This window comes from Pedobacter mendelii (genome assembly GCF_014635725.1).
Classification (GTDB): Bacteria; Bacteroidota; Bacteroidia; order Sphingobacteriales; family Sphingobacteriaceae; genus Pedobacter; species Pedobacter mendelii.
The window spans coordinates 15,946-40,342 of record NZ_BMDJ01000002.1 but is presented as its reverse complement, the minus strand read 5'-3'; the positions used below and the strand labels follow the sequence as shown (position 1 = coordinate 40,342).

The window sequence follows — 24,397 nt, the reverse complement described above, 5'->3', positions numbered from 1 at the left end:
AATATACCACCCGTTTAGGTGACTATGGTATAATTTTATCAATCCTTATTTATCGATACATCATCATGAAAAATATTTTCAAAACGTCAGCTATTTTTATTGGAGCATTGCGTATGCTCGTTGGCCTTATATTCCTTTCTGAAGGTATTCAGAAATTTATAAGACCCGAAGAAGTTGGATCCGGAAGATTTGCCAAAATAGGATTTGAAAATCCTGAGTTTTGGGCACATTTTACCGGGGCTTTTGAAATTCTTTGCGGCACCCTTGTTATACTGGGTTTATTGATACGTATGGCTGTTATTCCATTGATCATCATTATGGCAGTTGCCTTTATTGAAACCAAATGGCCAATATTAATAGGGAAAGACTTTTGGTCTTTTGCTCATGAATACCGTACAGATTTATTGGTGACAGTTCTTCTGATCTATCTGCTTGTTTACGGAGCTGGCGTTAATTCTTTGGACTATAAAATCTACAAATCAAAATATCAGTTATGAAAACATTAGAAAATGAATTTTCCAAAGATGGTAACTCCAACAGGCGTAATTTTCTTGAAAAGACCTTAAAGATCGCAGCAATTACAGGCGTTGGTGGAATAACCATTCTTTCGGCATGTAAAGAAAAAGGGGATGAAGAAAAAGAAGTTTCCCCACCCGAAGATCTGATGCAGGAACATGGTTTATTAAACCGCGTACTACTCATTTATGATACTTGCAGGATACATTTGACAGATAAAAAATCATTTCCCAAAGAAGCCTTATATAACTCGGCAAATATTATCAGAACCTTTGTAGAGGATTATCATGAAAAACAGGAAGAGAATTATCTTTTCCCAAGATTTAAAAAAGCAAATCAGTTAACTGATTTGGTTCAGACTTTACTTGCTCAACATAATGCCGGACGTAACATCACCAGTAAGATTATGCAGTTAGGCAAAACGAAAACTCTATCAGCGGGCGAAAATCAAAACCTGATACAGTTGCTCGGTGATTTCAATACAATGTACCGTCCTCATGAAGCAAGAGAGGACACTGTTTTGTTTCCCGCTTTCAGGAAAATAGTTTCAAAGCATGAATATGACAGCTTGGGCGAAGATTTTGAGAAAAATGAACATAAAATTTTTGGTGAAGATGGTTTTGATACGATGGTTAATAAAGTAGCAGATATCGAAAAGCAATTAGGTATTTATGATTTAGCCCAGTTTACGCCAACGGTATAATACACCATGTCTGAAATTCTTTCAAATGATCTTGTAATCTACATCATTGTTTTTTTTGCAGGGATAGTTGCCTATATCATTTCTACTTTATCGGGTGGTGGCGGTTCTCTATTGCTGGTGCCGGTTATCAGCCTATTGATCGGCGGAAAATCAACGGCACCAGTCATCAACCTTGGCAATCTTATCGGAGAACCTGTGAGGATTATTCTGTTCTGGAAAAGCATTCATTGGAAGATCGTTAAATATTATGTTCCTCCAGCGGTTGTCGGTACGATCTTAAGCGCATGGATTTTCAGCAGTCTTAATGTTGAATGGCTGCAGATCGTAGTTGGGATTTTTCTTATCAGCAGCGTTTTTCAATATCGCTTTGGAAAAAGTGAACGTTCGTTTAAAATGTCCTTGAAAGCTTTTATGCCACTTGGATTTAGTGTGGCCTTCTTTTCAACTCTCATTGGCGCTACAGGCCCGGTCTTGAATCCCTTTTATTTAAATTATGGTTTGGAAAAAGAAAAGATGATTGCAACAAAAACAATCAATTCTTTTTTTGTCGGTTTGGTACAAGTTTCAAGTTATACCGCATTAGGTTCCTTAACAGGAAATCTCTGGCTGTATGGCTTAGTATTAGGATTAGGTGCTTCAGTTGGCAATTGGATCGGAAAAAGATTTCTAAAGAAGCTATCCGGTGAAGCCTTTCGCAAATGGGTAATTGTGATTATGGTAATAAGTGGCGTATTGATGTTAGTGAAACAGCTTGGCAAAATTTTGTAATCCATTAATACTAAAAAAAATTAAGTAAATTGTTTGTCCAAAATGGCAATCAGTTCGTCAATGTCGAATGGTTTTGTCAATACATCATCGGCACATATTTCCTTTATAGCCATTGAGTTGGGATGAGTTGATAGAACAATAACAGGTATATCTTTTGTATTTTCCGTTTCTTTAATTATAAGGCACATTTTTGTGCCTTCTTTAGTTGGTTTTATAATGTCCAACAATATACCGTCTGGCATCAATGTTAAAATCTCCTGTAAGATGTCTTCATCCGATTTTGATGTGATCGCTATATATCCAGCCTCTGTTAAAATTAATGATACTATATCCTGGATATATTGATCTCTTTCTATAATAAGGATTTTTTTTTTCATTTTTCCAAAGTTTATTGTAGTTAGACCTATGTCGTTAACTGTTTACATTTAAAAGTAACATTAAAAACAGTTAACAGATTAAATAAACAATATCTATCACCAACCAGTTCAGCATTTTTAAGTTAATTAATAAGTAAAAATCCTTTTAATATTTATTTTTGGGAGATATAAAATGACTTTGAATGACATAAAAGGCACTTAAGCCGCTGAAAAAAGCCCTTTATATACCCAATATTAACGGGTATATAGGGGCTATTAGTCTATATAGAGAAACTTAATTAAGTGCTGTTAGACCATGTATCGCAAATTCTTCGCAAAGGCTAAATGTAGTTTGAGACCGTTGCAAACCTGTGCCATACATGATACTTTTAAATTTACTTTCATCATCCTTATAGTTTCTCACATTTTGGAAATATCCAGTAACAGCATTATAAGCACCATACAAAGTGCCTTTTGTGGTGGCTTCCTGTTGTGTACTTGCAGTTAGAGCATATTCCATTACACTACTTACTATGTTATTATAGGCTGTTGAAAATTCATCAACGTTGCCACTTTGTACATTTAAAAATGTTTCTCTGTTCGGTGCCATTGCTAATTGCACCAGCCGTTTTACAGAAGTATCTGTTATTCTGATTTTTGACCAATGATTAAAAACTTCTTCCAATTCATTTGCTAAAATATTAGTTATCCCCAAAAGCTGATGGGCTTGTTTCAATCTATCCTGTGCGCTTGCGGTATGCCGTATTTTAATACTGTTGCTATGATTGCGCAAAGCTGCATTAAGTGTATTTGCGCAAACTATACGAACTGGCGTAAATGCTGCCGTAATACTTCCATAACCATCATGGGAGGTAGTTAAAAACAAATATTTTTCTATACAATCATCCCTGCCGATGCGAATGTAATCAGGTAATTTTGCGGTTATAAAAATGCGTTCACCCTTACCTAATGCGCCCGCTGTTTCATATAACACACCATCTTTTGCGCCTACAATGCTATCAAAGAATGAAAACGCGTCTATGTTTTGTACTATATTATAGTCCTTGCCCACCACACCCAAAACCTGTTCCGTATCAGTTCTCATAGTTGCATAAAAGTCTGGTACTTCTATTTCGGGTATAATCAAATCTACTTCACTATTACCATTAAAATTTTCTGTGTCATAAGTGAATAATGGGCGTTTTTCTACCTGATAGTCTAATCCGGCATATTTTATTGCTTCTGCACTGGTCGGATAATCTTCTATAATTTGACCTAAGCTGTGCCACGCTTTTTGCTTCACGCTAAAAAAGCTATGTTTTTCGGTTTGCTGATTATAATTAATGTTGTGCGCCATGATCTGTGTTTTTTAAGTTTCTTACTCTTGTTAATAATATTTCCGTCTCCATTACTTTTACTTTTGGTGTGTCATTTAGCGAAAAGGTCGCCTGTGTTTCCACCTCGTTTACTGTGTCGGATATGTTTTGATGGTTTGATTGCACTGTAACCTGTACCATCAAATAAAGGGTTTGATATTTCATGTTTTGAGACTTTATAATTGTTCGTAAATTCCTGTAATTGTTGCCAATACGCATCAGGGTTATCTTCTCGGAATTGTTCTGCGTAGCCTTGCCAATAAATTTGGTCAAGGTGTTCTATAAATACTTCTTCCATAATTTTAACTGATTGAAATAACTGCCCCTGCATATTGCAAGGGCAGTTATTAGTTATGCGGGAATTGTTATACCTGCTTCGATTTCTGCTAAACGGTCAACGCACATGCGGTTTACAAACTGTGCTACTGCCTGAATGATTACAGGGTTTTTTGTGCTGAACTTTCTCCGTTCATCATCTTCAATAGTTAGTACGCAACCCTGAAAATGGTTGCTATCTGTCTCTTCTGCATCTTCCTGTTGTGCAATTTCAAAGGCTTCCAATGTATCTATAGTGTCTAAAAGCCTATCACGTTGCATTTTCCTGCGGTGCAACTCTTCCACCAGTTTAAGGGTGCTTTCCAAATTCAGTGCTATTTTCTGCGGTGCTACTTCTTTGACCTCTGTTTTGGTAGGCTCTGCCTTTGGCTGTTCAGCTTCTGCTTTCGTTGCTTCGGGTATTGCCTGTCCCGCTTGCGGTTTTCCTTCTTTTGGTGCGTCTGCCTGTGGTTTTTGCTGTTCGCTAACCTGTACAGGGGTTTCCGCTTTTTTTACTTCCGTTTCAGGCTTTGCCTTACCGTCAAACTCTTTGCTGACTGGCAAACCGTTAACTTTTGGCTGTTCGCCGTTGTTTTCGGGTTTGCTGTTAGGTATTGAACTGTTAATTTTTCCTGCTTTGCTTTCGATTACTGTAGTTTTCATGATTACTTAATTTTAATTTTATTGATAAATTTTAATTACTCCCAATTTTGGGCTTTAGGCTTGTGCGGTGGCTGTTTTAGTTCCGCTGTGGTTTCTCTGGTGGGCTTCTGCCGTTAGTTGTTTTCATGCTCTCTATTTTATAAAGTCAGTCGGCAGGGCCTCCTGGCTTTTTGTTAAGCCCCCTCACCTGAACACAATCCATTTGTAAGGCAAGACTTTGCGAAAAAAAATACGCTCTGAAGCGCAGCGGAAGAGGAAGATTTTTTTTCAGCAAACCCGTAGGGCTTGGTCTTGACGTCAAATGGATTGTTCAGAAATTTGCTAACCAAAAAGTCTGGGGGAATTTTTAACCGGTCCTATAAAGAGTTATACAAAGAATGGAATGAAATTTTCCTTATAAACAGGAACGGGTGGCGAGGAACGAAGCCACTTGTTTGAAAAGCAGGAAGCGGCTGAAACGAGGAACGAGTGAAGCGGCTGGACTGCTGAAATAAAAAGAGCTTACATAAAAAAACCTGACCGTTTCCGATCAGGTTTTCTGAAATTTAGGGAATTTATTTTACGGCTTTTTTAGCTGTAACTTCGTTACGACCTTCCTGTGCCAAGACTTTGATTTCCTGAAAAGCCTTGCGTAGCCTTGTTCCTGCGGCTTTGTTTCCCTTCTCATAGAAGGCTGTGGCATCTGCTTCTGTAGCAGCTACCAATTCTTTTAATTTCGTGAATGCTGACATAATTTAATTTTTAAATAGTGAATATATTGATTAATTGATAGGAATGATGCTTTTACCTTTTTAGTCCCTGGCTTTCAGAAAGCTCATGTTCCTTTTCTTTACCCTTGGCATGTGAATTTGAAATGGCAGGCTCCTTTTGGAACTGCTCCCTTTTCTCTGGCTTTCCATTCTCCTGATACATATTGAGCTGACTATAACGAGGTACGGCTTCCACAAACAACTTCACTTCCTGCCCATCTTTAACGGTTGTGATCAATGGTCGGTTGCCATTTTTAATAGATACTTCCAGTAATACTCTTTTGGCCGGGTTTTCCAGTTCCTTTATATTAAACTTATCCAACACCTTTCCAAGATCAAAGCCATAAGATGGGTCATGATATTGATTAAAGGTTAAGTTGTCATGACGGTCGCGAGGCTTATCAGCATCGAGTTTCATCCATGCTTTATAGGGAATACCACCTAAATTTAATAGGTCGTCTCTATAAACTGAACGTCCTTGAACGAGATTTGCAGCCTGTTCGGCGGTAAAACCTTTGCCTTTTTCTACCCAGAAGGTCTGTGGTATGGGTTGAGAATAAAAGGTACGCTGAAAATCTTTTGCAACATAAGTCACCTTGCCGTTCTCTGTACTCGCTACTGTAGTTTTATGGGCTGCATCTTTGCCAAGTGCAAGTTCACTGTTGCCTTCCTGCTTTTTAAAAAAGTCAATGGCCTCACTTACATTCTCCATTTTTTTGACCATGTTTTTTCCGTCTGCTCCAGGCGAAATGACCATATATTTTTGGCCTTCCTCTAAGGGTTTCCCCTGATTGTGTGCCACTTCAAATTTATTGAGATAATAGAACTCTGACTGGCCTGACTGTTTAAAGTACAGGGTCATATCAACCTGTCCCTTAGTTGCTGGCAGGGTATCATGCAGTTTAAATTCAGGAACATCCTTTTTCATTTGTTCCTCCATTTGGTTAATGAGCTTTTCTTTGAAGCCCAATGCCTTCATTTCCTCTTTGAGGTTTTCTAAATTATTTAAATTCATTTTCTTATGATTTTAAAAAGTTTAATATTTATCCTGATTTGTAATAATTACCGCGTTCTGATTTGATTATTGCGTAGTAATAATTGCTGACCAGCTTTGAGTTTTATCCTGATACGTTTTGCTTTCTTACTGAGTAAGCTTTTAGCCGCATCTATGCCGGCACCTGCTGCCTGAACTCCTAAAGATTGATCCATGCTTAAAATCTGCATTCCCTGTAAAGCGTCATTAACACCACTACCCGCTGCTTCGCTAATTTCTGCCTCGGGCGCATTAATGCCGATCATCCCATCTAAAGAAAATACGGAAAGGTCTACGGGAATTATTGCATTACCCAATCGGATGTTCTTAATACTGAGCAATAAACGCTGATTAGTAATATTGCATGAGCCAAACAATAATTGGTTTTTGGGAATGACAACGCCTTTCAGATGAATAGTATCCAATAGGCGCAATTTGACAACACCACCCTGCGCTACCTTTTGGTTTCCTTCAATTACTGCTGAAATAGCTTTAAATGTAGTATCAGCACCGTAGGATTGTTGGGTTCTTAATTTTTCTTGTACCAACTGAGGGTTCTGGATAGTTATGATCTTATCCATCATAGAGCTTAGTTGCGCCATTTCAGGATCTTCATTTTTGTTACCCTGCATCACTTTCATCAGAGCTTCTAAACGGTCAACATCGCTTTTTATACTGGTTGATTGTGATTCAGACACATTGTTCCTTGCCTGATAGCTCCGTGTTTCAACTGGTTTTGCAATCTCTTTATTGAGTGCTTCGAGCTTCTCATTAATCTGCTTAGTTTGAAAGTCATCTTCTTGCTTAAAGCCTAAACGATCTGCTACGTTTTCGATGCCATTTTTATTGGCACTATCTCGGTCTTTTTGCTGGTAGAACCCCATTTTATCCACTGGTTCATCCTTTTTGAATGTGGCATCTGGCAAGTGGGTATTGATACCAGGTCTTGATGTCTGCTGTAAATTTTCATTGCCTTTTCCACCACCCATTGCATAAAATGCAAGTGCGAGAAAAGGAAGTACCAAGATTGGCAGAAATAGCAGCACTTTTTTGTGATCCTTTTGTCTTGTTTCCATATTATTATTTTTAAAGTTTAAAATTTGGTTAGTTTACTGCGTTTATTAGCAGGTAGAGCAAGTAGCTTGCAAACACGGTACAAAAGGCAATTAAAGAGATTAGTAAATATTTACCAGAAACGTCCTTTGTTCGATCATTCAAGTAATTTGCTATTCGTTGTTGTCTGCTCGTGATCCTTTCTGCAATTCTTTGTGCCACTTCATCATTGTTACGGTCTGGTTTTGAATTTTTTAAAAACTTCATTTTGTCAAGGCTTTAAAGGTTCATCACTGTTTTCTAAGGTTTCCCATTGCTGTATCAAAAAGCCGTGAGGGTTATTGTCCGATCTCGAAACATTGCGCACATAACCCTGTGTAATAAGCTTGCGGGTTACTGTTGAAGTTGAACGGATCAGCCTTTGTGTAGCGTAGCACCGAAATTGAAAGGGGTATTGGTTAATATCCAGCTTTGTACTATCCACCCTTATTTCCTGCGAGATATTAGCCGAAATCAGGTTGTTGTAATAACCTTGTTCTTTAAGGTTATCAAAAGCCTTCTTTGCGCTTTCATCTGCGAGATTTAATGCGTTGGATATATTAGCCTGTATTACCTTATCATCCGGATCAAGGGTAAAGAAATAATGGTGGAACATTTTGATGTGATCACGCAGTTCCACACCGATATTATCCTTGCGTTCTGCACTAAAAGCTTCGATAGCTTTTCCATTTGCAAGAATGTAGATCTTACCTTGTATTGTCTTTACCATATCAAAGCTTTTCCAAATGGAAAAACCAGAAAGCAGTGTGCATGCCAGTATCAAAAAAATGCTGAACAGTTTAATATGCTTAAAAGCAGTATCTATATTTTTAAATTGTGTAAACATAATGCTGAGATTTATTTGGGTTTATTTACCTGATAGCCGATCATGCTGATGACTTGGACTTCCGCCTTTGCTATCGGGGAAGTAATCTCCATTGCTGGAGCCTGTAAATCCCTGATAAAGTTTTCTTGCCCCATCGCCCAGGGCATCTGCTGCCATGCCTCCACCTGCCATACCGGCCTTCATACTGCTATGCGAAGAACTGCTTACCAACATATTTACTTTTTGCAGGATGGTATTGCCACCACCAGCATGTACAACATAGTTGGCAATATTTGGCACACAGAAATAGCCTACAATGCCAATCACTAAGAAAATGAGGTACCCGGTATCGGTGCTACTGAAAAAAGTATCCCCCTGCTGACCGATCTGGGAAATATCGAGTTTAAGCATATTCTCCTGTATCTTTCCAAGAATGCTTCCGAATATATTAGCTATCGGTAACCATAGAAAGATGTTCACATATCTCGCCAGCCAAACTGTTAGTGTATTTTGAAAGCCGTCAAATACTGCAAATCCAAAAACTAAAGGGCCAAGGATAGCGAGTACGATTAAAAAGAATGTACGAATGGTATTGATGCAAAGTGAAGCGGCTGCATAAAGCACTTCCAGTACTTCGCTCATCCATTGTTTGATGCTATTTCGAAAGTTGTAGGACTGTTTGTCCATCCAGAATTTAATATCATTTCCGATACCCTCGAACATCCCTTCATCCTGTCTGTCAGGGTCTTTTGGATGCGTGTACTTGTACCATTTATCACTATCTCCCTGTCCATTGTCGCCAACATACATTTTATAGGAATCGCTATTTTTTACCGCTTTTTCCTTTTCCCTCAATAATACCGCTATAGCTTTGTTACTGTCTTTAACCATTGTGCCAGTGGCAGAAACAGTTGGTTGCAATACGCCATTCATCAGGGCTATTACCATTGGAAACATCATAATAGCCATACCTAATGCAAATGGGCGCAAGAGCGGATAAAAATCAATTGGCTCGGCAGCGGCAATCTGGTGCCAAACACGGCTGGCGATATACCATAATGCCCCGAAACCGGCTATACCGCGGGCCACGTCGATAAGGCGACTGCATAGAGGAAGCATTTCATTGTACACCCTGTCAAGGACGGGTTGCATTCCCGTTAGCGACTGCGCCATCCCCTGGGCAAAAAGCAGGTGAGGCGAAAGCAAGACGGCTAATGCAAAACAGGATTTTATCCATAGTTTATTTTTCATAATTCGTTTAATTAAGGTCGTAATACTGTTTCGTCGCTTTGATATCCGCTTTCTCTTTTTGGCGTTGCAAGTTCAGTATGCTTGTTTGTTGATTGAAGTTCCGAAGGAAAATGAGCTTATCTTGGGTGTCGGCGACGATCCTATCAATAGCCCGTAGGCGTTCATCATCGCTCATTCGCAGTTGAGATGAAGTGATTACAGTCGTTAGCTCATCCAGGTTATTTAAGCTTTGATCGAAGAGTTGTTTATATACTTTTCCTAAATACCCAATCTCCTGCGGACTAAAATTATCAGAAGCCCTGAAGCGGTTAAACGCTGATTTATATTCGGTAACCAGATCTTTCTGATAGCTGATGATGTCGCCAACCCTTCTGTACTTTTTAATCTCTGGGTTAACAAGCATCAAACCATCAAGAAAAACTTCGTGAAGGCTAAAATTGCCTTTTGAAACGTTCTTTACTGCATTATAACCTTTAGTGATAACAGTATATCCCTTTTTCATATCGGCAAGAATGTTCTTTAGTTGAGACAGCTTTTCCACATTTAGAAGGAGTTGCTGAACTTCAGTCGATTGAGCTTTAGCAGCCATTGAAACACTTAAAAACAGTAGTACAACTAACCCTATGAATGGGCAGATCAATCTTTTAATCAATGATTCCATAATATTTTTTTATTTGGTTAATGGATCGTTGTGAATGCTCTTGTTGACGGATAAGCAGATCTGTCTGATTCTGGAAGCTTTGGACAAATGCGGCTTTATCCTGCATAGCGGAATGTAATTTATCAAGCCTGTTGATACGCTCGTCATCCGTCATTTCTACTTTGCCGGAAGTGATAACCAATAAAAGTTCTTCGAGGTCATTTCGGCATTCTTCCATCACTTTATCTTTTACATTCCGCACATAATGATCAGCAGAAAGCCATTCATGGGCTTTTAAGCGGCTTAGAGCTTTACTGATTTCTACCTGATAAGCAATGATTTCGATTACCTTACCGCTTTTGCGAATAGCCGGGTTAACCTTTTTGAGAGAACCAATAAAAACATTGTGCAGACCAAATTCACCGTCTTTAATATCTTTTACTGTGTTAATTCCCTGTCCTGCAATCTCGTAACCTTTTTTTAGATAACCTGCATAGACCTGTAATGCAACAATCTGTTCAATCAGGTACTTTTTCTGCGTTTTCTTTTGGTTAAACCATTCTGAAAAAGTCTGTCCAAAAGTGGCAGTAACAGAAAGAAAAAGCATAATAGCTGTGCAAGAAAAGATTTTGAACTTATTCGATTCCATAAATTTCTTTGAGTTTGGCTGCTTCATCCAATGATTTAGCCCGTTGAATACTTAACCTGCTGTTTTGTGTGTTGAACTGTTTAAGATCACTATAATTGGTGTCCATTTTATCGGCAGCTGCATTAATGATTTCCAGTCTTTGAGCATCGCTCATTTGTGTTTTAAAGCTGTTTACTACCAATAATATCTGATCGACGTTTTTAACGCTTTCATCGAGGATGCCGGAATAGACTTTTTGCATGTAATCCAGCTCGTCAGCAGTAAAATGCTTATCCTGTTTATAGAGGTTCCATGCCCATTTGTATTCATCTACAATATCTACCTGTCGCTGGGTCAGGTCTTTGATGCGCTTGTAGTATGCAATGGCAGACTTAATTTTCCATAGCTCTTCGTAATACTCACTATAGAGATTTTTCTGCTTTTCGGTCCAATCTGCAATCTCTGTAAGCTTTAACTTGGATAGTTGGTTTTCCAAAACCTTTTGGGCGTTTTGCAGCCAAATCGTTTCGTTTTGCAAGCGTTGTACCTTCAGGTCAACTGCCTTGATAACTTTTTTTATTCCGGCCTTAATGACTTCCAGAACGGCTATCTGTGCATTTGCCCCTGTGGGCAAGGCAACAAAAAGGGTCATGGCACTCATGGGCAAGATGACCATATACTTTTTCATATATTTTATCATTTTCATCTGTTAATAATTGTTGTTTATGGTGATGAAGCCTGCTCCGCAGGCTCCGTAATGACCATTTTGATAATTAATTTTTTCACAGTATGTACAATCAGCAGGTTCAAGATTATTTTATTCCGAGTTTCCTATATTCCCGCTTGCCAACCAACAGCTTATTTGCTTCAGGATAAAAAGTAATGACTTTCCCCTTTTTTGTTTCCGTAAGGGATTTGGTTCCCTCATCATAAAGCGCATTCCATTCTTCGGTTTCATATTCCAATTTTCCCGGCTTTCCTTCAGTTATACGCTTAAAGCCTGTCTTTCTGTGAATGATATAATTATTGCTTTCCGATGCTTCTATTACCAGTGTATCACTGGCGATACTGTATTCTCCTTCGCTTTGGCTCACGTAAGTGCCTGTAATAAAGGAACGGGTGCTTTTGTCGCTGTTGCAGGCTGCAAGAATCATTGCACACACTGTCAAAAAAAAGATGTTTACTTTCATGGTTTTTGATTTTAGACCGTTGTATTTATTTTACACGGCGGGTTATTAATTAATTATTTACTTTTAAGTTCTTGTGCCAGTACTGCAATGCCCTTCTGTATGCTGCCGTACCGTTTAGCATATTCTTGTACCTGTATTTTTTCACTTTCCTCTGTGGAATAGGCCAAATATTCTTCAGGCGACACCTCTGTTCTGTATACTTTGCTGTATTGACCGCCAAGTGAGATAAAGACTTCTTTGTACTTTCGCTTAGGATCATTTGCTTTGTTCATTGAAAGGATCTGTGCTTTCTCTTTTTCGGTTAAACCCAGCAGTTCCTGTATGCTATCAAACTTGTTTTGGTACTTGCTTTGGTCAAGCAAAATTTTACAATCTGAATTATTGATGATAGCCTGTTTGACTACTGGGGAACTGATAATGTCCTCAACTTCCTGAGTTACGACAATAGCTTCTCCAAAAAACTTTCTCACTGTTTTAAAAAGGTACTTTATATACTCTGCCATACCTTCTTTAGCAATCGCTTTCCAGGCTTCTTCCAATAAAATAACCTTACGGATACCTTTTAACTTGCGCATTTTGGAAATGAATACTTCCATGATAATCAGCGTAATGGCGGGAAAAAGAATCGGGTGATCCTTCACTTGATCAAGTTCAAAAACAATGAACCGTTCATTTAGCAAGTCAAGGTTTTGCGTGGCATTTAGCAGGTAGTCAAATTCTCCTCCTCGATAGTACGGGTTAAGTACATATAGGAAGTTACCGATGTCGAAGTCCTTTTCTTTTACTTTTCCATCTTCCAGTACCTGCATGTATTCTGATAACAGGAACTCATAAAAGGTGTTAAAGCAGGGAAAGATGTCTGGGCGTTTTTCAAGATGGTCAAAATAGAGGGTAAGTGCATTCGACAAAGCCACGTATTCAGACCGCCGAAAGGTTTCATCTTCCTTTTTCCATAGGGCAAGCAGTAAAGTCTTGATACTTTCCTTTTTTTCGGTATCCAGTATATCTCCACTGGTTAAATAAAATGGATTAAATTTAATGGGATTGCTTTCTGTATAGGTGAAATAATAACCGCCTACCAGATCACAAAGCCCTTTATAACTGTGCCCAACATCTACCAGCACCACATGCGCACCCTGCTCATAATAAGAGCGTACCATATGGTTGGTGAAGAAGGACTTTCCACTGCCACTTGGCCCTAATATGAATTTGTTTCTATTGGTGGTATAGCCTTGCTTAATTGGTTCATCGGATATATCAACATGAACAGGCTTACCGCTCAACCGGTCGCCTAAACGCAAACCAAATGGACTAATGCTTGAACGGTAATTACTTTCCAGATTAAAAAAGCAGGTGGCTTGTTCAAGAAACGAATCAAAAGTATCATTCATTGGAAAGTCCGCTTCATTGCCAGGCAATCCTGACCACCAAATTTGCGCCTGTCCATCTGTTTCCTGCTTGGCCGTAGCATCCATTTGTGCCATAGCCGAACTGACCAGATTTTTAAGGTCTTTGACTTTCTCGGTATCTTCTGACCAGGTTAAAACATTAAAATGCGCCTTGATTGGTAAACGTTGCTCACCGATGGCCTCGTTTAAAAAATCGTTAACTGCATCACGGTTGATTGCATTTTCTCGGGAGTAACCAGACAAGGACTGTAAGCGAAGCTTTTTGGCCTCCAAACGTTTGATGGTTTTTTGGGCATCTTCAATGAATACATACTGGTTCAGAATGTGGTTACAGTTCAACAGGCTTCCTAACGGTGAAGCAAATCCGATACTAAATTTTGTCCGGTCAGTACTGTATTTATCATAATTGATACGGCTACCACATAGTGGTGGCAAGTGTTCTGTATCGGATAAAGTGTAAAGCTCTACCTGCTTATTGCCAATGCGGATTTCATCTTTGATGTGAATGTCCTGAATAAGGGGTTGTTGCCCGATGCCAGACAGAAAACAGTAACGCTCAATAATGCCCGCATAGTTTGCTGTACCAGCCAGCTCATTATCGGTTAGCCTTTGAAGATCCACAAAACCGCTATCTTTTAGTATACGCTCAAACTGGCCTGCACTATCCACAAAGTCCCGGAAAAGAACTGGATTGATAGTTTGAACAGGTACAATAGATTTTCGCAAAATGTTGCTGTAAACAGAGGAAGACAATTTTCTGTCTTTTGGCTTTTTAGTCAGAAAGATATAGCATTCATGGTCTAAGCAAGGTCGCTCATTAAAGAATCGTTCACTTGCTTTTGATAAAAAGCTGTCTCCTGATCTTTCAAAGTCAGCTTGATAACTGCCTTCTGTAAACCAATCCTGTTTATGTAAAATGCTTTGCTGTGGCAGGATTTTGATAGCCTTAATCCATGCCTGATGATAAGCTTCATAATCCCTGTCCGAAAGTGTGAAAATTTCTGGTAGAGTAACTTTATAGGCTATACTAATATCGCCTTGCATCGAAAGAATGCAGTTATGTTCTACCTTATAAACAGGTAATATATTTTGCGCCTCTACCATATTATTTGGATTTTAAGTTTGTGAATAATCTCCTTGAGCGGAATTTGATATGGTTGGGTAAGCCTCGTTTTGCTAAATATTTGGTTAGTCCATGCTCTCCAAATTTATGGCTCAAATGAAACACGGTGAAAAATAGAGATGTACCTAAACCGATGATTAGTGGAAGAACCACAAATAAGCTTAACCCAATAATGTAAAGAATCGCAAAGGCAATTAGCAATAACACTAATCCTATTGCCAGATAAGCAATGTATTGAGCCTTTAAACCCTTAAACTCAATTGGCTTGGAAACGCCTTTATTAATGTGATAGATGCTTGCCATGATTAAATACCGAAAAAAGATTTAAGAACGGTTGCTACGACCACCAGAAATATACAAGAGCCGAACCATGCGGCAGCCACTTTATTAGTGTCAGGCTCACCTGCATTCCACTTATTGAATACTTTTATTGCCCCAATGATGCCAACTACTGCACCAATGGCATACATCAGGTCACAACCGGTATCGAAGTACCCTTTAACCTTGTTAGTGGCTTCTTGTATGCCAGCATTTCCGTCTTGAGCAAATAAGGATAAGCTGGATAGCATATTGTAAACACAAAGAGTTATAGAAAGTAGCCAGTATTTGGCTAAAAGTTGCTTTTTATGATTATTAGATGAATTGTTCATGTGTTACTTTTTAATGATTAATTGAATAATTACCTGAGAAGGAAAATTTAATCCCAAAGATCTTCGAGTTCCTGAGCCGAGAGATGAAAGGGCGCTTGGTCTGTAATGTACTCGTTGATACGTTCAATATTAGGATTAGACCCTATCATAGGATATTTGTCACTCACGAGTTTTATTAAACTGAAGAAATCTTTCTTGTTGCCATCTTCTTTTGAGATGATATTAAAAACTGATTTAATCTCCTCCAATACATCAGGAACCAACCCAACTTGCTCTTCCTTTTCATCTTCGCTTACTGCAAACCCAAATCCGCCCATGCTAACATTAGTCATTCCTTGTGGTAGCTGTGGTTCGCCCATCAATGTTTCTTCATTTGCATCTTCTATAGGCTCGGTATCGTCGTCCCATCGGTGCGGTAAAGGTTCATGACTATGCTTTTCCTTTATTCCCCCACTTAAAAACTGTTTTAGTTCTTTCCGGTAAAAAATCAGGACAACACCTACATACCAGACGAGGCTAAGTACAAATGCGGCAAGCAGAAATTGCGGCCATGTGAATTGTTGTAACATAAACTTGCTTTTATTCACGGCACTACATTGTGCCATGATTTCAATAGCAAAGGTTCAAAGGCTGCAAATCTTCTTATCCCATATGGGAAAAATACATTTGCAAAACGCTGATTTACAACTATAAATGGTTGCCTTTATGAGTTGATTTATGTGGGTCATAAGCATCTTCATCATCCATTCTTTGTAGAATAGCATCACGCATGTGATCTATAAAGTTTGTTTTGCTCAAACGTTTACGCTTCTTTAAATCATCGAATCCTTTTTTTGGTACACCTAAATTCACTCCAAAAAATTCTCCCAGATTTTCAAAAAATTCCACTATGCCAATATCACCGTTATTTATCTGCTTGTTAAGATGTACACCATGTGCCAATTCAATCAGGTTTACTGTTTCACCTGACCACTTCAATGTTTTTCTGATTGGACTGCCGGGAAGGTTTGGTTGTAACTCGTCAAGCTTCATCAGAATGTAATGGTACAAAAGTTCATAAGCTCTGAACCGGGCAAATAGGTAGCCCATTATTGTCGAATGCTCTCCGCTAAGTTCTGCAAGAACAGGTATTAATACGCTTTGCTTGTTTGTGGTAGATGTAAAGTAGAGGCGATCAAGTTCGGTTCCTTTAAGTTTGAAGTAGCGATAGTGAAATTGGTTATGATGAATGTAGTGCCCGATAATATTCATCTGTGTCCGGTAATATTTTCTAATACTTTTTCGATCACCATCAGGAACTTCCTGCGTTAGGTTATGTACTTCTGCATGATAAATGTAGAGGCACCGAAACTGCGGATAAATTTGTTTGTGGAACTCAACTTCTTCATCAACAGACATAAAGGGATGTTCCCTTACATACTCTGTGAGGGAAGAGAGGATATTGCGTATCAGCAATAATTCTTCAGTTAATTTAAAGTGCGCTAAATGATTTTTTTCAGAAATTGCCTTCATTCCTTCATTCAGCACTCCGAGCTGTCCGGCACTAAATTCTCGTATCATAATAGGATTATTAAGTAATCCTGCCCCGCCTGTTCACTGGCTTATCTATATCACATCGGACAGGTGATAAGTAAGTTTCTTTCCATAGCTACTTTATTATGAGTAAATGTGGATACAAATTTGTGGCAATATTCATCCTTGTACAATACGGATTTAGGCATATTTACACTACGTCTTTAGACGGATATTTAAGTTTTTTACGATATTTTACAGTCTTCCTGTAAATACGAGCTTGTGGATTAGCTCAACCCGGCCTGTGGCGCCAGTTTTATGAAATAAGTTTTCAACATGTTTTTTTACCGTTCCTTCTGAAATATGCAAGCTCTCAGCAATGGCTTTGTTTTTCCATCCCTTTCGAATAAGCTGCACAATTTGAATTTCGCGTTGCGTCAAACCATAACTAATGCAATTTTCTTCTAAATAAGGCGAAGGATGCATACCTACCATCTTTAATTGTTGTAACTCCTCGTAATCCTTCCTTGCCAGCTTTATAGAAGTGGAAATAAAGATAATGGTGATAACTAGAAAACCACCATTTGTAAAGATCACTTCAATAAATTGTCCGAGATTAAAGTAAGCAATCACGGTCATTGAAACCCAGGGAATCACTGCCAGATAAACAGCGATCACCTCCATGTAATTTGTTCTGCTCTTGTTATGCTGATATTTTAACCATATTGCCCTTGTTATGGCTCCGAGAAGAATAAGTGAATAGAAAAAGGGAATGATTATGCCATATTTAATCGCAAGATCAAGATTTTCATTAAAAGAATAAACAACTACAAAAAATATCAGGAAGGGAAGTATCAGAAACAGCAATACGCCATATAAAGCATGAAATCTTAAACGAACAAGATCGAAGCCTTTGTAAAAATAGTAAGGAAAGTAGGAGGCCATAATAAAGCCACTGCCATAGGCAAGAATGTTTTGTACAACAATTGGAATGTTAATTTGAGGATCAGGAAAAAGGCCACCGATTGTGTTGTAGATTATAAGCAGTAAAAGCAACACAAGATAATACAGGCGTTGCTTATCCTGTGGCCGGGATAAGTAATAAATAAACTGATAAAAAAACATCACAACTTCAAGCACCGCAAAAACAAAAGTAATTACGAGCATTTCCGACCCGAATACTTTCATCATCTACTTTTCTGTTAGTTCCAGTTTTAAGAAATAGAGTTGATAAGATAATTCTAATTCGTTATAAATTTTAAAACCCAATGTCTTATACCAGGGTAGATTTTTTAAAGTAGAAGTTTCTAAATAAATATTTCTTTCCTGTGTTCTACTGTCTTCTATCAGTTCATTCATTAGATCACTGCCGAATCCTAAGCCTTGGTATTCAGGAGCAACACCTATAAACCATAAATAATACATTTGATCTTTAGATTGGGTCTTTTTTATTTTTGATTCCCTATCAAGTGCCTTGTTAATGTTGGTAATTCCAATGCTGTTAAGCATCAGTTGAATATCTAATATTATTGACTTTAATGTAGTCTTCTTTTTATCAGGATATAATATAAGGGCACATGCATGATTATTATCAGATAAATATACATCTCCAAAAAGATAACATACGTCAAACGAGTAGTCCATCAACGCTTTTAACCGTTGTTCTCTTTTTTGGTCTTGTTTTACAATATAATTAACACTTTGATTTGCGTCAAAAGATTTGCTAAGAATGTCAGTGACTAAATTTTTATCGGTTATTAAAGCCTTTTTCATAATCTTTATTAGTAGATAATTATCGTATGAGTGTATAACACTTATTAACACCCAAAACAAATATCAAAGCTAACTTAAAAATGCTCTTTTTGCAATTAAGTTGCAACATATACGATTTTATGAAATTTATATTGCACGTAATTTCATGATTAAATTGTTCAATGCTAACTTCAAATGCAACTTAATTGCATTTGAAGTTTGAACATTGTATATTCGCAGTTGTCAAATTAAAATACATGAAAAAATTACCTGTAACGGTACTAAGCGGATTTTTAGGTAGTGGTAAAACTACTTTGTTAAACCATATTCTACATAATAAACAAAATTTAAGGGTAGCTGTGATTGTAAACGACATGAGCGAAGTGAATATTGATGCACAATTAGTCAAAAATGAGGGGACGCTTTCCAGAACAGAAGAAAAGTTAGTAGAAATGAGTAATGGGTGTATCTGTTGTACACTTAGGGAAGACTTAATGATCGAAGTGGAAAAATTAGCGAAAGAAGGAAGGTTCGATTATTTGTTGATAGAAAGTACGGGGATTTCTGAACCTATTCCAGTTGCGCAAACATTTACATTTGTTGATGATGAGCAAGGAATTGATCTCTCTAAATTCGCTTATGTTGATACGATGGTCACCATTGTTGATTGTTTCAATTTCTATAAAGACTTTGGTACTAATGAATTGCTTCTTGACCGTAATCTTGTAGAAACCAATGAAGATAAGCGAACCATTGTCAACCTCCTAACAGATCAAATAGAATTCGCCAATGTGATTATTCTTAATAAAATAGATTTAGTTAAACTGGAAGATGTTGAACTGTTAAATGCTTTAATTAAAAAATTAAATCCAGAGGCTAAAATTTTAAAAAGTAATTTTTCAAAAATAAACATTAAAGAAGTATTGGATACAGGCTTATTTGATTTTGAATACGCTTCAAATTCAGCCGGATGGGTTAAAGAATTGAATGAGGAACATACACCGGAAACAGAAGAATATGGTATTGCCTCAATGATTTTTAGAAATCCTAAGCCGTTTCATCCCGACAGGTTCATGAAATTTTTAAATGATGATTTTCCTCACAATATTATCCGTTCTAAAGGATTATTTTGGTTAGCGTCCAAACCGAATGATGCTATGAATTTTTCACAGGCTGGTGGATCATCCAGATTGGAGAATGCAGGCGTATGGTGGGCAAGTATGTCATATAGTGAAAGGCTGGAATATTCTGAATTTATAGATAACAAGGATTTTATAGAAAATAAATGGACGAAGGATTTTGGAGACAGACTGAATGAGTTAGTATTTATAGGCCAGAATTTGGATAGGGATGAGATATATAAGCAATTAGAAGATTGTTTATTAAGCAATGAAGAGATCTTGCTTTTTAAGAAAGGGCACAGGTTTAATGGGGAGGTTATCAATAATTAGTAGATATAATACTAAATTATAATGTAACACTTATATATTATAATCATTGATTCTAAATAAACATTATTAAATATTAAAATATTATTGCAACTTTGATGCAATGAAAACAAGAAATCAACATATTAGCAAAAAATCCAAGGCTTTTGCCTGGCTTTTGCTGTTGATTTTCTCGATTATACCTCTGACAGAAGCTTTCCACCATCATGTAAATGACCAAAAGCTAGAAAAGCACTCGAAATTCTTAGACCATAAATTAAATATTAAGGTTGCTAATAAGCAATGTGTCATTTGCAATTACATACATAATAGCGGAACTAAACAATTTTATAAAGTATCTGATTTTGTTATCAACTTAAAGACATTTATAAAAACAATTGAATATTTTACAAATATTCAAGTCTACTTATCTAAAGATAAGCTGCTGTTCTACGGAAAAAGTCCCCCTATAGACTTCATATTGTAGTAATAATTCCTGTTGCTATCAACGGGCCTCCTCTATTTTTCATTATTTCTTTCATGCATACTATTGAAATTCCCACGGATTTCGAAGAATGGATGTTTTGCATTACCAAAAAATGTGGCATAACTCTAAGTCCAGATTTTTTGGAGCAAAGTATTCAGTCATTATCAAATATCTGTGATACTAACACTGAAGTGTTTATTAAACATTATGGCGAAAACCATAGGCAGGCTACTTTGGCTTGGTTTAGAAAAGCACACAGCCTTATCAACCTATAAATCATATATATATGCTACAAGCTATAGGACTTACCAAAAAATATAAAGATCATACCGCACTTAATAAACTGAACTTAACTATTGAAGCAGGTGAAATTTATTGTCTGCTGGGACAAAATGGAGCAGGTAAAACTACCGTCATCAATCTATTCTTAGGCTTTACTGAGGCAACTTCTGGAGAAGCAAGAATTAACGGTTTGGTTGTTAAGCCCAATGATCCTTCCGTCAAAAAATTTCTCGCTTACATACCCGAAGTGGTTATGCTATACGGAAATTTAAACAGCATGGAAAACCTTGATTTTTTTAGCAAAATCGCTGGTTTTACATATACATCACAAGAATTAGAAGATTTTCTATTACAGGTCGGGCTACAGCCAGAAGCGTTTTATAGACCTCTCGGCAACTATTCTAAAGGGATGCGGCAAAAAGTGGGGATCGCTATTGCTCTTGCAAAAAATGCTGATGTTTTATTGATGGACGAACCTACTTCTGGATTAGACCCTAAAGCAACTAACGAATTTACCGAGCTGGTTAAAAGCCTAGGCAAACAGGGAAAGATTGTTTTGATGGCTACCCATGACATATTTAATGCAGTAAATGTGGGGACTACAATTGGAATTATGCGTCAGGGAACATTGGTTCACGAACTGTCAGCAGCTGATATAAATGCCAACGATTTACAGAAACTGTACTTAGAAACGATTTAATATGTGGATGATTATAACGATAAAAGAAATCAGTTCCGCATTTAAGAACAAGACATTTATCACGTTAACGCTACTATTTCTTCAAAACATCATCATTGCTAATGCTTCGTTGATTCTTTTTTAAATCTGATTTTAAGCTGCCAAATTTATAGGATGCACTTAGCCCGAATGTACGATAGAACCGCTGACTTACCACCATTTGGTCAAAGTCTGCTGTCTGGGTATGTACGCGTGTGTACCTATATTTCCCGAAGGGGTTGCTGATACCAGCCGAAAGACTAAATTTATCGTCCAGCAATGATTTTGTGATCCTGTAAGAATTAAAAATATAAGGATTAGTAGATCCTTGCAAGGTAATATTTGCACTATAAACGGTAACCGATGCAGATGCCCGCCAAGTTTTAGCAACTTTGTAATTGAAACTCGCATAGGCGTATCCTTGTAAACCTTTGTTGGCATAGGGTTTTCCGCTAAAAATTCCGTCTATCCATAAATAAGAAACCGCACTGTTCAAACTTGCTGAAAAAGTTGAAGTAATTGGATAACTAACACTGGCGTTTAACCCAATTGTTTTATTGTGACCAATATTCTGATAGGTTGTAAAAGAAAGAGTGTCTATAATGCTAGTTACCTGCTGAATATCGTTGTCTGCAAATGAATAGCTAAGTGCAATATTATAATTACCTTTTCCATAAGCATTGTAAGCGATTTCAAAATTGTTGTTTAATACTGCTTTTAAACCCGGATTGCCGGTACTGATAAATAAAGGGTTAGATCTATCTATATACGGGTTAAGCTGTAATATTCCTGGGCGGGATATTCTTTGCGTAAAGCTAAGATTAAGGGAGCTTGCCGAAAATTTATGTTGTACTGATATGACCGGGATCAGGTTCGTGTAACCGGTGCTCAGGCTGTTTGCCTGGGTGGTAAAGTTTGCATTTATATCTGTATGCTCTAACCGTAAACCCGCCTTAAATTCCGCGAATTTAAGCTTCACATACCAGGAATGATAGAGACTATAAATATTTTGATGGTAATTAAATTGATCACTGGGGTATAAGTCACTGGTGTAATCGCTAAAACTGCGCCGAAGAATGGCTTTTACACCCCCATCAAAAGTAAAAGTTTTGGCCGGTTGGATATAATCAACTTGAATGGTTTGCTCACGTGTAGCATTCTTATTGGCCTGCAGGTAACTGCTTAACGGATAATTGAATTGCTGGCTGAGCAGTACGGTATTGTTTTGGTTACTGGGAGCATGTTGATATTGGTAAGAAAAAGTAAGCAGGCGGTCTTTCCGGTGAGCAAATCCTAATTGGTAATTGAAATTCAGGTCAAGCCCGCTTTCCGTTTGCGGATTAATATTAACAGACTGATAAGCCTGCACTATCTGGTTCCCAGAATTCCATAGCGTTGAAGAAAGATTATCTTGATTGTCATATCTACTTTTAAAAAAATTGACAGAACCTGTAATCAAATTTAAAGTGTCCGCTTCAAAACTTAATTCGACGCTTTCGGTATGATAATTACCCACATAGGAATAATTCCCATTTTGGGAAAGTATAGACAAATAGGGGGAGAGCGTGTTGCGCGTATTCTCCGTTTCCAAGGTTTGTTTGAAATCCTGATATACATAAGCCGTTCCTGTAATCCCGATCTTGCCTTTCTTGCCGGTTAGCGAAGCATTCTCACCAAGTCCCAGTGTGTTGTTATAATTTGCCCCGAGCGAAGCGTTATAACCATCAACTAGCCGCTTATTTAAGACGATATTAATAATTCCGGATAATCCTTCGGCATCATATTTAGATGGCGGGGTAGTAATTACTTCAATACGTAAAACAGATACGGCCGGCATTGCTTTTAACGCCTCTTTAGGGTTACGCGCCAGTATAGATGATGGCCTGCCGTTAATAAAGATTTTATAATTTCCACTACCTTTAAGTTTAATATTTTCATCTCCGTCAACCGACAACATCGGCACTTTGACAATTATGTCCATGACAGATAATACCTTGCTTTCCGGATCAGCCTGTACATCATAACTAAGCCTGTCTATCTCCTGGTGAACAAGTGGCTTACTTGCTATTATCTTAACATCTTTCAGTTGCCTAACATCCGGGACAAATAATAGCGTTCCTAAATCAAGTATTTTGCCTCCTAGCCAACGGAGCGGAACTCTTTTTGACAGGTAACCAAAAGGAAGTAGCCGAAGTTCTAGTACAGAATTGGATAAGCCATTAAATGAAAAGTTACCAGTGCTGTCTGTCTGGAGGTTTTGAAGGGTACTGTCCTTTAGCACAATGTTTACATTGCTATACGTTAACGGCGAACGGTTAGTAGAGTCGAGCAATCTTCCTTTCAGAACATAAGTTCCCTGCGCCCTTAATCCCAGGGAGCATCCAATTAATAATCCCAATATCACGACAGTTCTCATTGCAATTGTTTTATTCCAGTTGCCTGGTGTTCAGCAATGCTTTTCTCCAAAAATGGTGGCAGCATCAAAAAATCTGTTTTCAACGTTACCTTAGAGCCTTTAGTCAGTATTTGCTTCATATAAGTAGCGTGCTTCTGATCTGCAGCAAGGTTAGAAGTAGAGTAGTTTTCTCCTCCTGTACCTTCAAAAGCAAGCCAGTAAATAACATTAGGGTTGTTTAAAGTATCCCTAAAAACTGATTCCACATACATCTTTTCGCGCTCCATTGTTGTAGCAATCGCCTCTTTTTCCATTTGGTGCCATTTCACCCAGTCATCAAAAACCTTTTTATTTTTCGAATTAATGTGAAACCGATAAAGCGTTGCCTGTAAGGGATATTTAACCGTCGGGAGGATTGTAGCTTCGGAATATAATTTATCCTGCAAGGTAATTGCGGCTACAAGGGTAACTATGGTGCCAGTAGCGATTCCTATAACGAATTGGAAAACGGGTTTCATGATAAAAATTTAAATGGT

Annotated in this window: 27 protein-coding genes; 5 read left to right on the top strand and 22 right to left on the bottom strand. The window is 37.8% G+C overall.

Annotated elements, in window-relative coordinates:
- The first annotated feature begins 65 nt into the window (after positions 1-65).
- From IEV50_RS03685 to IEV50_RS03675, 3 genes are read left to right on the top strand one after another with little or no spacing between them, the layout of a single operon-like run.
- Positions 66-497, top strand: coding sequence for a DoxX family protein (locus IEV50_RS03685; protein WP_123205231.1), 432 nt, complete (start codon positions 66-68; stop codon positions 495-497).
- A complete protein-coding gene (locus IEV50_RS03680; protein WP_123205232.1) occupies positions 494-1,219 on the top strand; it encodes a hemerythrin domain-containing protein in 726 nt (241 codons plus the stop codon). Before IEV50_RS03685 ends, IEV50_RS03680 begins: the two co-directional genes overlap by 4 nt.
- A 6-nt stretch (positions 1,220-1,225) precedes the next feature.
- Complete coding sequence (locus IEV50_RS03675; protein WP_123205233.1) at positions 1,226-1,987, top strand: sulfite exporter TauE/SafE family protein; 762 nt, start codon at positions 1,226-1,228, stop codon at positions 1,985-1,987.
- A 20-nt stretch (positions 1,988-2,007) separates the two neighbouring features.
- On the opposite strand, the gene IEV50_RS03670 is transcribed toward IEV50_RS03675, so the two are convergent.
- From IEV50_RS03670 to IEV50_RS03575, 20 genes are all read right to left on the bottom strand, one after another.
- On the bottom strand, positions 2,008-2,364 hold the full coding sequence (locus tag IEV50_RS03670) for a response regulator (protein ID WP_188411907.1): 357 nt from the start codon (positions 2,362-2,364) through the stop codon (positions 2,008-2,010).
- Positions 2,365-2,638: 274 nt separating this feature from the next.
- Positions 2,639-3,700 (bottom strand): DUF932 domain-containing protein, encoded by a 1,062-nt coding sequence (locus IEV50_RS03665; RefSeq protein ID WP_188411906.1) that lies wholly within the window; start codon positions 3,698-3,700, stop codon positions 2,639-2,641.
- Positions 3,701-3,771: 71 nt separating this feature from the next.
- Positions 3,772-4,017: a hypothetical protein gene (locus IEV50_RS03660; RefSeq protein ID WP_148042768.1), complete on the bottom strand. Its 246-nt coding sequence runs from the start codon at positions 4,015-4,017 to the stop codon at positions 3,772-3,774.
- A gap of 53 nt (positions 4,018-4,070) precedes the next feature.
- Positions 4,071-4,697 (bottom strand): hypothetical protein, encoded by a 627-nt coding sequence (locus IEV50_RS03655; RefSeq protein ID WP_123205237.1) that lies wholly within the window; start codon positions 4,695-4,697, stop codon positions 4,071-4,073.
- A 554-nt stretch (positions 4,698-5,251) separates the two neighbouring features.
- On the bottom strand, positions 5,252-5,428 hold the full coding sequence (locus tag IEV50_RS03650) for a BF3379 family histone-like protein (protein ID WP_123205238.1): 177 nt from the start codon (positions 5,426-5,428) through the stop codon (positions 5,252-5,254).
- Between the two features lie 52 nt (positions 5,429-5,480).
- Positions 5,481-6,461 carry a hypothetical protein gene (locus IEV50_RS03645; protein WP_188411905.1) on the bottom strand — a complete coding sequence of 327 codons (981 nt, stop codon included), beginning with the start codon at positions 6,459-6,461 and terminating at the stop codon, positions 5,481-5,483.
- 47 nt (positions 6,462-6,508) lie between these two features.
- Positions 6,509-7,555: a conjugative transposon protein TraM gene (gene traM, locus IEV50_RS03640; RefSeq protein ID WP_188411904.1), complete on the bottom strand. Its 1,047-nt coding sequence runs from the start codon at positions 7,553-7,555 to the stop codon at positions 6,509-6,511.
- Positions 7,556-7,803: 248 nt separating this feature from the next.
- The gene (gene traK, locus IEV50_RS03635; RefSeq protein WP_188411903.1) at positions 7,804-8,418 is read right to left on the bottom strand and encodes a conjugative transposon protein TraK; all 615 of its coding nucleotides are present in this window, start codon (positions 8,416-8,418) and stop codon (positions 7,804-7,806) included.
- 21 nt (positions 8,419-8,439) lie between these two features.
- The gene (gene traJ / locus IEV50_RS03630) at positions 8,440-9,648 is read right to left on the bottom strand and encodes a conjugative transposon protein TraJ (protein WP_188411902.1); all 1,209 of its coding nucleotides are present in this window, start codon (positions 9,646-9,648) and stop codon (positions 8,440-8,442) included.
- A gap of 7 nt (positions 9,649-9,655) precedes the next feature.
- Positions 9,656-10,309 carry a TerB family tellurite resistance protein gene (locus IEV50_RS03625; protein ID WP_188411901.1) on the bottom strand — a complete coding sequence of 218 codons (654 nt, stop codon included), beginning with the start codon at positions 10,307-10,309 and terminating at the stop codon, positions 9,656-9,658.
- Entirely contained in the window at positions 10,293-10,895 is a 603-nt protein-coding gene (locus IEV50_RS03620; protein WP_188411900.1) for a hypothetical protein, read from the bottom strand. Before IEV50_RS03620 ends, IEV50_RS03625 begins: the two co-directional genes overlap by 17 nt.
- Before the next feature lie 28 nt (positions 10,896-10,923).
- Positions 10,924-11,622, bottom strand: a complete 699-nt coding sequence (locus tag IEV50_RS03615; protein ID WP_188411899.1) for a conjugal transfer protein TraI — start codon at positions 11,620-11,622, stop codon at positions 10,924-10,926.
- A 106-nt stretch (positions 11,623-11,728) separates the two neighbouring features.
- Entirely contained in the window at positions 11,729-12,106 is a 378-nt protein-coding gene (locus IEV50_RS03610; protein WP_188411898.1) for a hypothetical protein, read from the bottom strand.
- A gap of 53 nt (positions 12,107-12,159) precedes the next feature.
- Positions 12,160-14,619 (bottom strand): TraG family conjugative transposon ATPase, encoded by a 2,460-nt coding sequence (locus tag IEV50_RS03605; protein WP_188411897.1) that lies wholly within the window; start codon positions 14,617-14,619, stop codon positions 12,160-12,162.
- Between the two features lies 1 nt (position 14,620).
- Positions 14,621-14,941, bottom strand: coding sequence for a DUF4133 domain-containing protein (locus tag IEV50_RS03600; protein WP_188411896.1), 321 nt, complete (start codon positions 14,939-14,941; stop codon positions 14,621-14,623).
- A gap of 2 nt (positions 14,942-14,943) precedes the next feature.
- Positions 14,944-15,288, bottom strand: a complete 345-nt coding sequence (locus IEV50_RS03595; protein WP_123205250.1) for a DUF4134 domain-containing protein — start codon at positions 15,286-15,288, stop codon at positions 14,944-14,946.
- Positions 15,289-15,335: 47 nt separating this feature from the next.
- Entirely contained in the window at positions 15,336-15,857 is a 522-nt protein-coding gene (locus IEV50_RS03590) for a hypothetical protein (protein ID WP_188411895.1), read from the bottom strand.
- Positions 15,858-15,975: 118 nt separating this feature from the next.
- Positions 15,976-16,848, bottom strand: coding sequence for an RteC domain-containing protein (locus IEV50_RS03585; protein WP_188411894.1), 873 nt, complete (start codon positions 16,846-16,848; stop codon positions 15,976-15,978).
- Between the two features lie 207 nt (positions 16,849-17,055).
- A complete protein-coding gene (locus tag IEV50_RS03580; RefSeq protein ID WP_229746611.1) occupies positions 17,056-17,991 on the bottom strand; it encodes a response regulator transcription factor in 936 nt (311 codons plus the stop codon).
- Positions 17,992-18,573, bottom strand: a complete 582-nt coding sequence (locus tag IEV50_RS03575) for a GNAT family N-acetyltransferase (protein WP_188411893.1) — start codon at positions 18,571-18,573, stop codon at positions 17,992-17,994.
- A 236-nt stretch (positions 18,574-18,809) separates the two neighbouring features.
- Between IEV50_RS03575 and IEV50_RS03570 the strand changes: the two genes are divergently transcribed.
- Together IEV50_RS03570 and IEV50_RS03565 are read left to right on the top strand one after the other, a co-directional pair.
- Positions 18,810-20,003 carry a GTP-binding protein gene (locus IEV50_RS03570; protein ID WP_188411892.1) on the top strand — a complete coding sequence of 398 codons (1,194 nt, stop codon included), beginning with the start codon at positions 18,810-18,812 and terminating at the stop codon, positions 20,001-20,003.
- 749 nt (positions 20,004-20,752) lie between these two features.
- Positions 20,753-21,448 (top strand): ABC transporter ATP-binding protein, encoded by a 696-nt coding sequence (locus tag IEV50_RS03565; RefSeq protein ID WP_188411891.1) that lies wholly within the window; start codon positions 20,753-20,755, stop codon positions 21,446-21,448.
- A gap of 73 nt (positions 21,449-21,521) precedes the next feature.
- On the opposite strand, the gene IEV50_RS03560 is transcribed toward IEV50_RS03565, so the two are convergent.
- Together IEV50_RS03560 and IEV50_RS03555 are read right to left on the bottom strand one after the other, a co-directional pair.
- Positions 21,522-23,882 carry an outer membrane beta-barrel family protein gene (locus IEV50_RS03560; protein ID WP_188411890.1) on the bottom strand — a complete coding sequence of 787 codons (2,361 nt, stop codon included), beginning with the start codon at positions 23,880-23,882 and terminating at the stop codon, positions 21,522-21,524.
- Entirely contained in the window at positions 23,879-24,379 is a 501-nt protein-coding gene (locus IEV50_RS03555) for a DUF6176 family protein (protein ID WP_188411889.1), read from the bottom strand. The genes IEV50_RS03560 and IEV50_RS03555 overlap by 4 nt, the downstream gene beginning before the upstream one ends.
- Positions 24,380-24,397 lie beyond the last annotated feature (18 nt).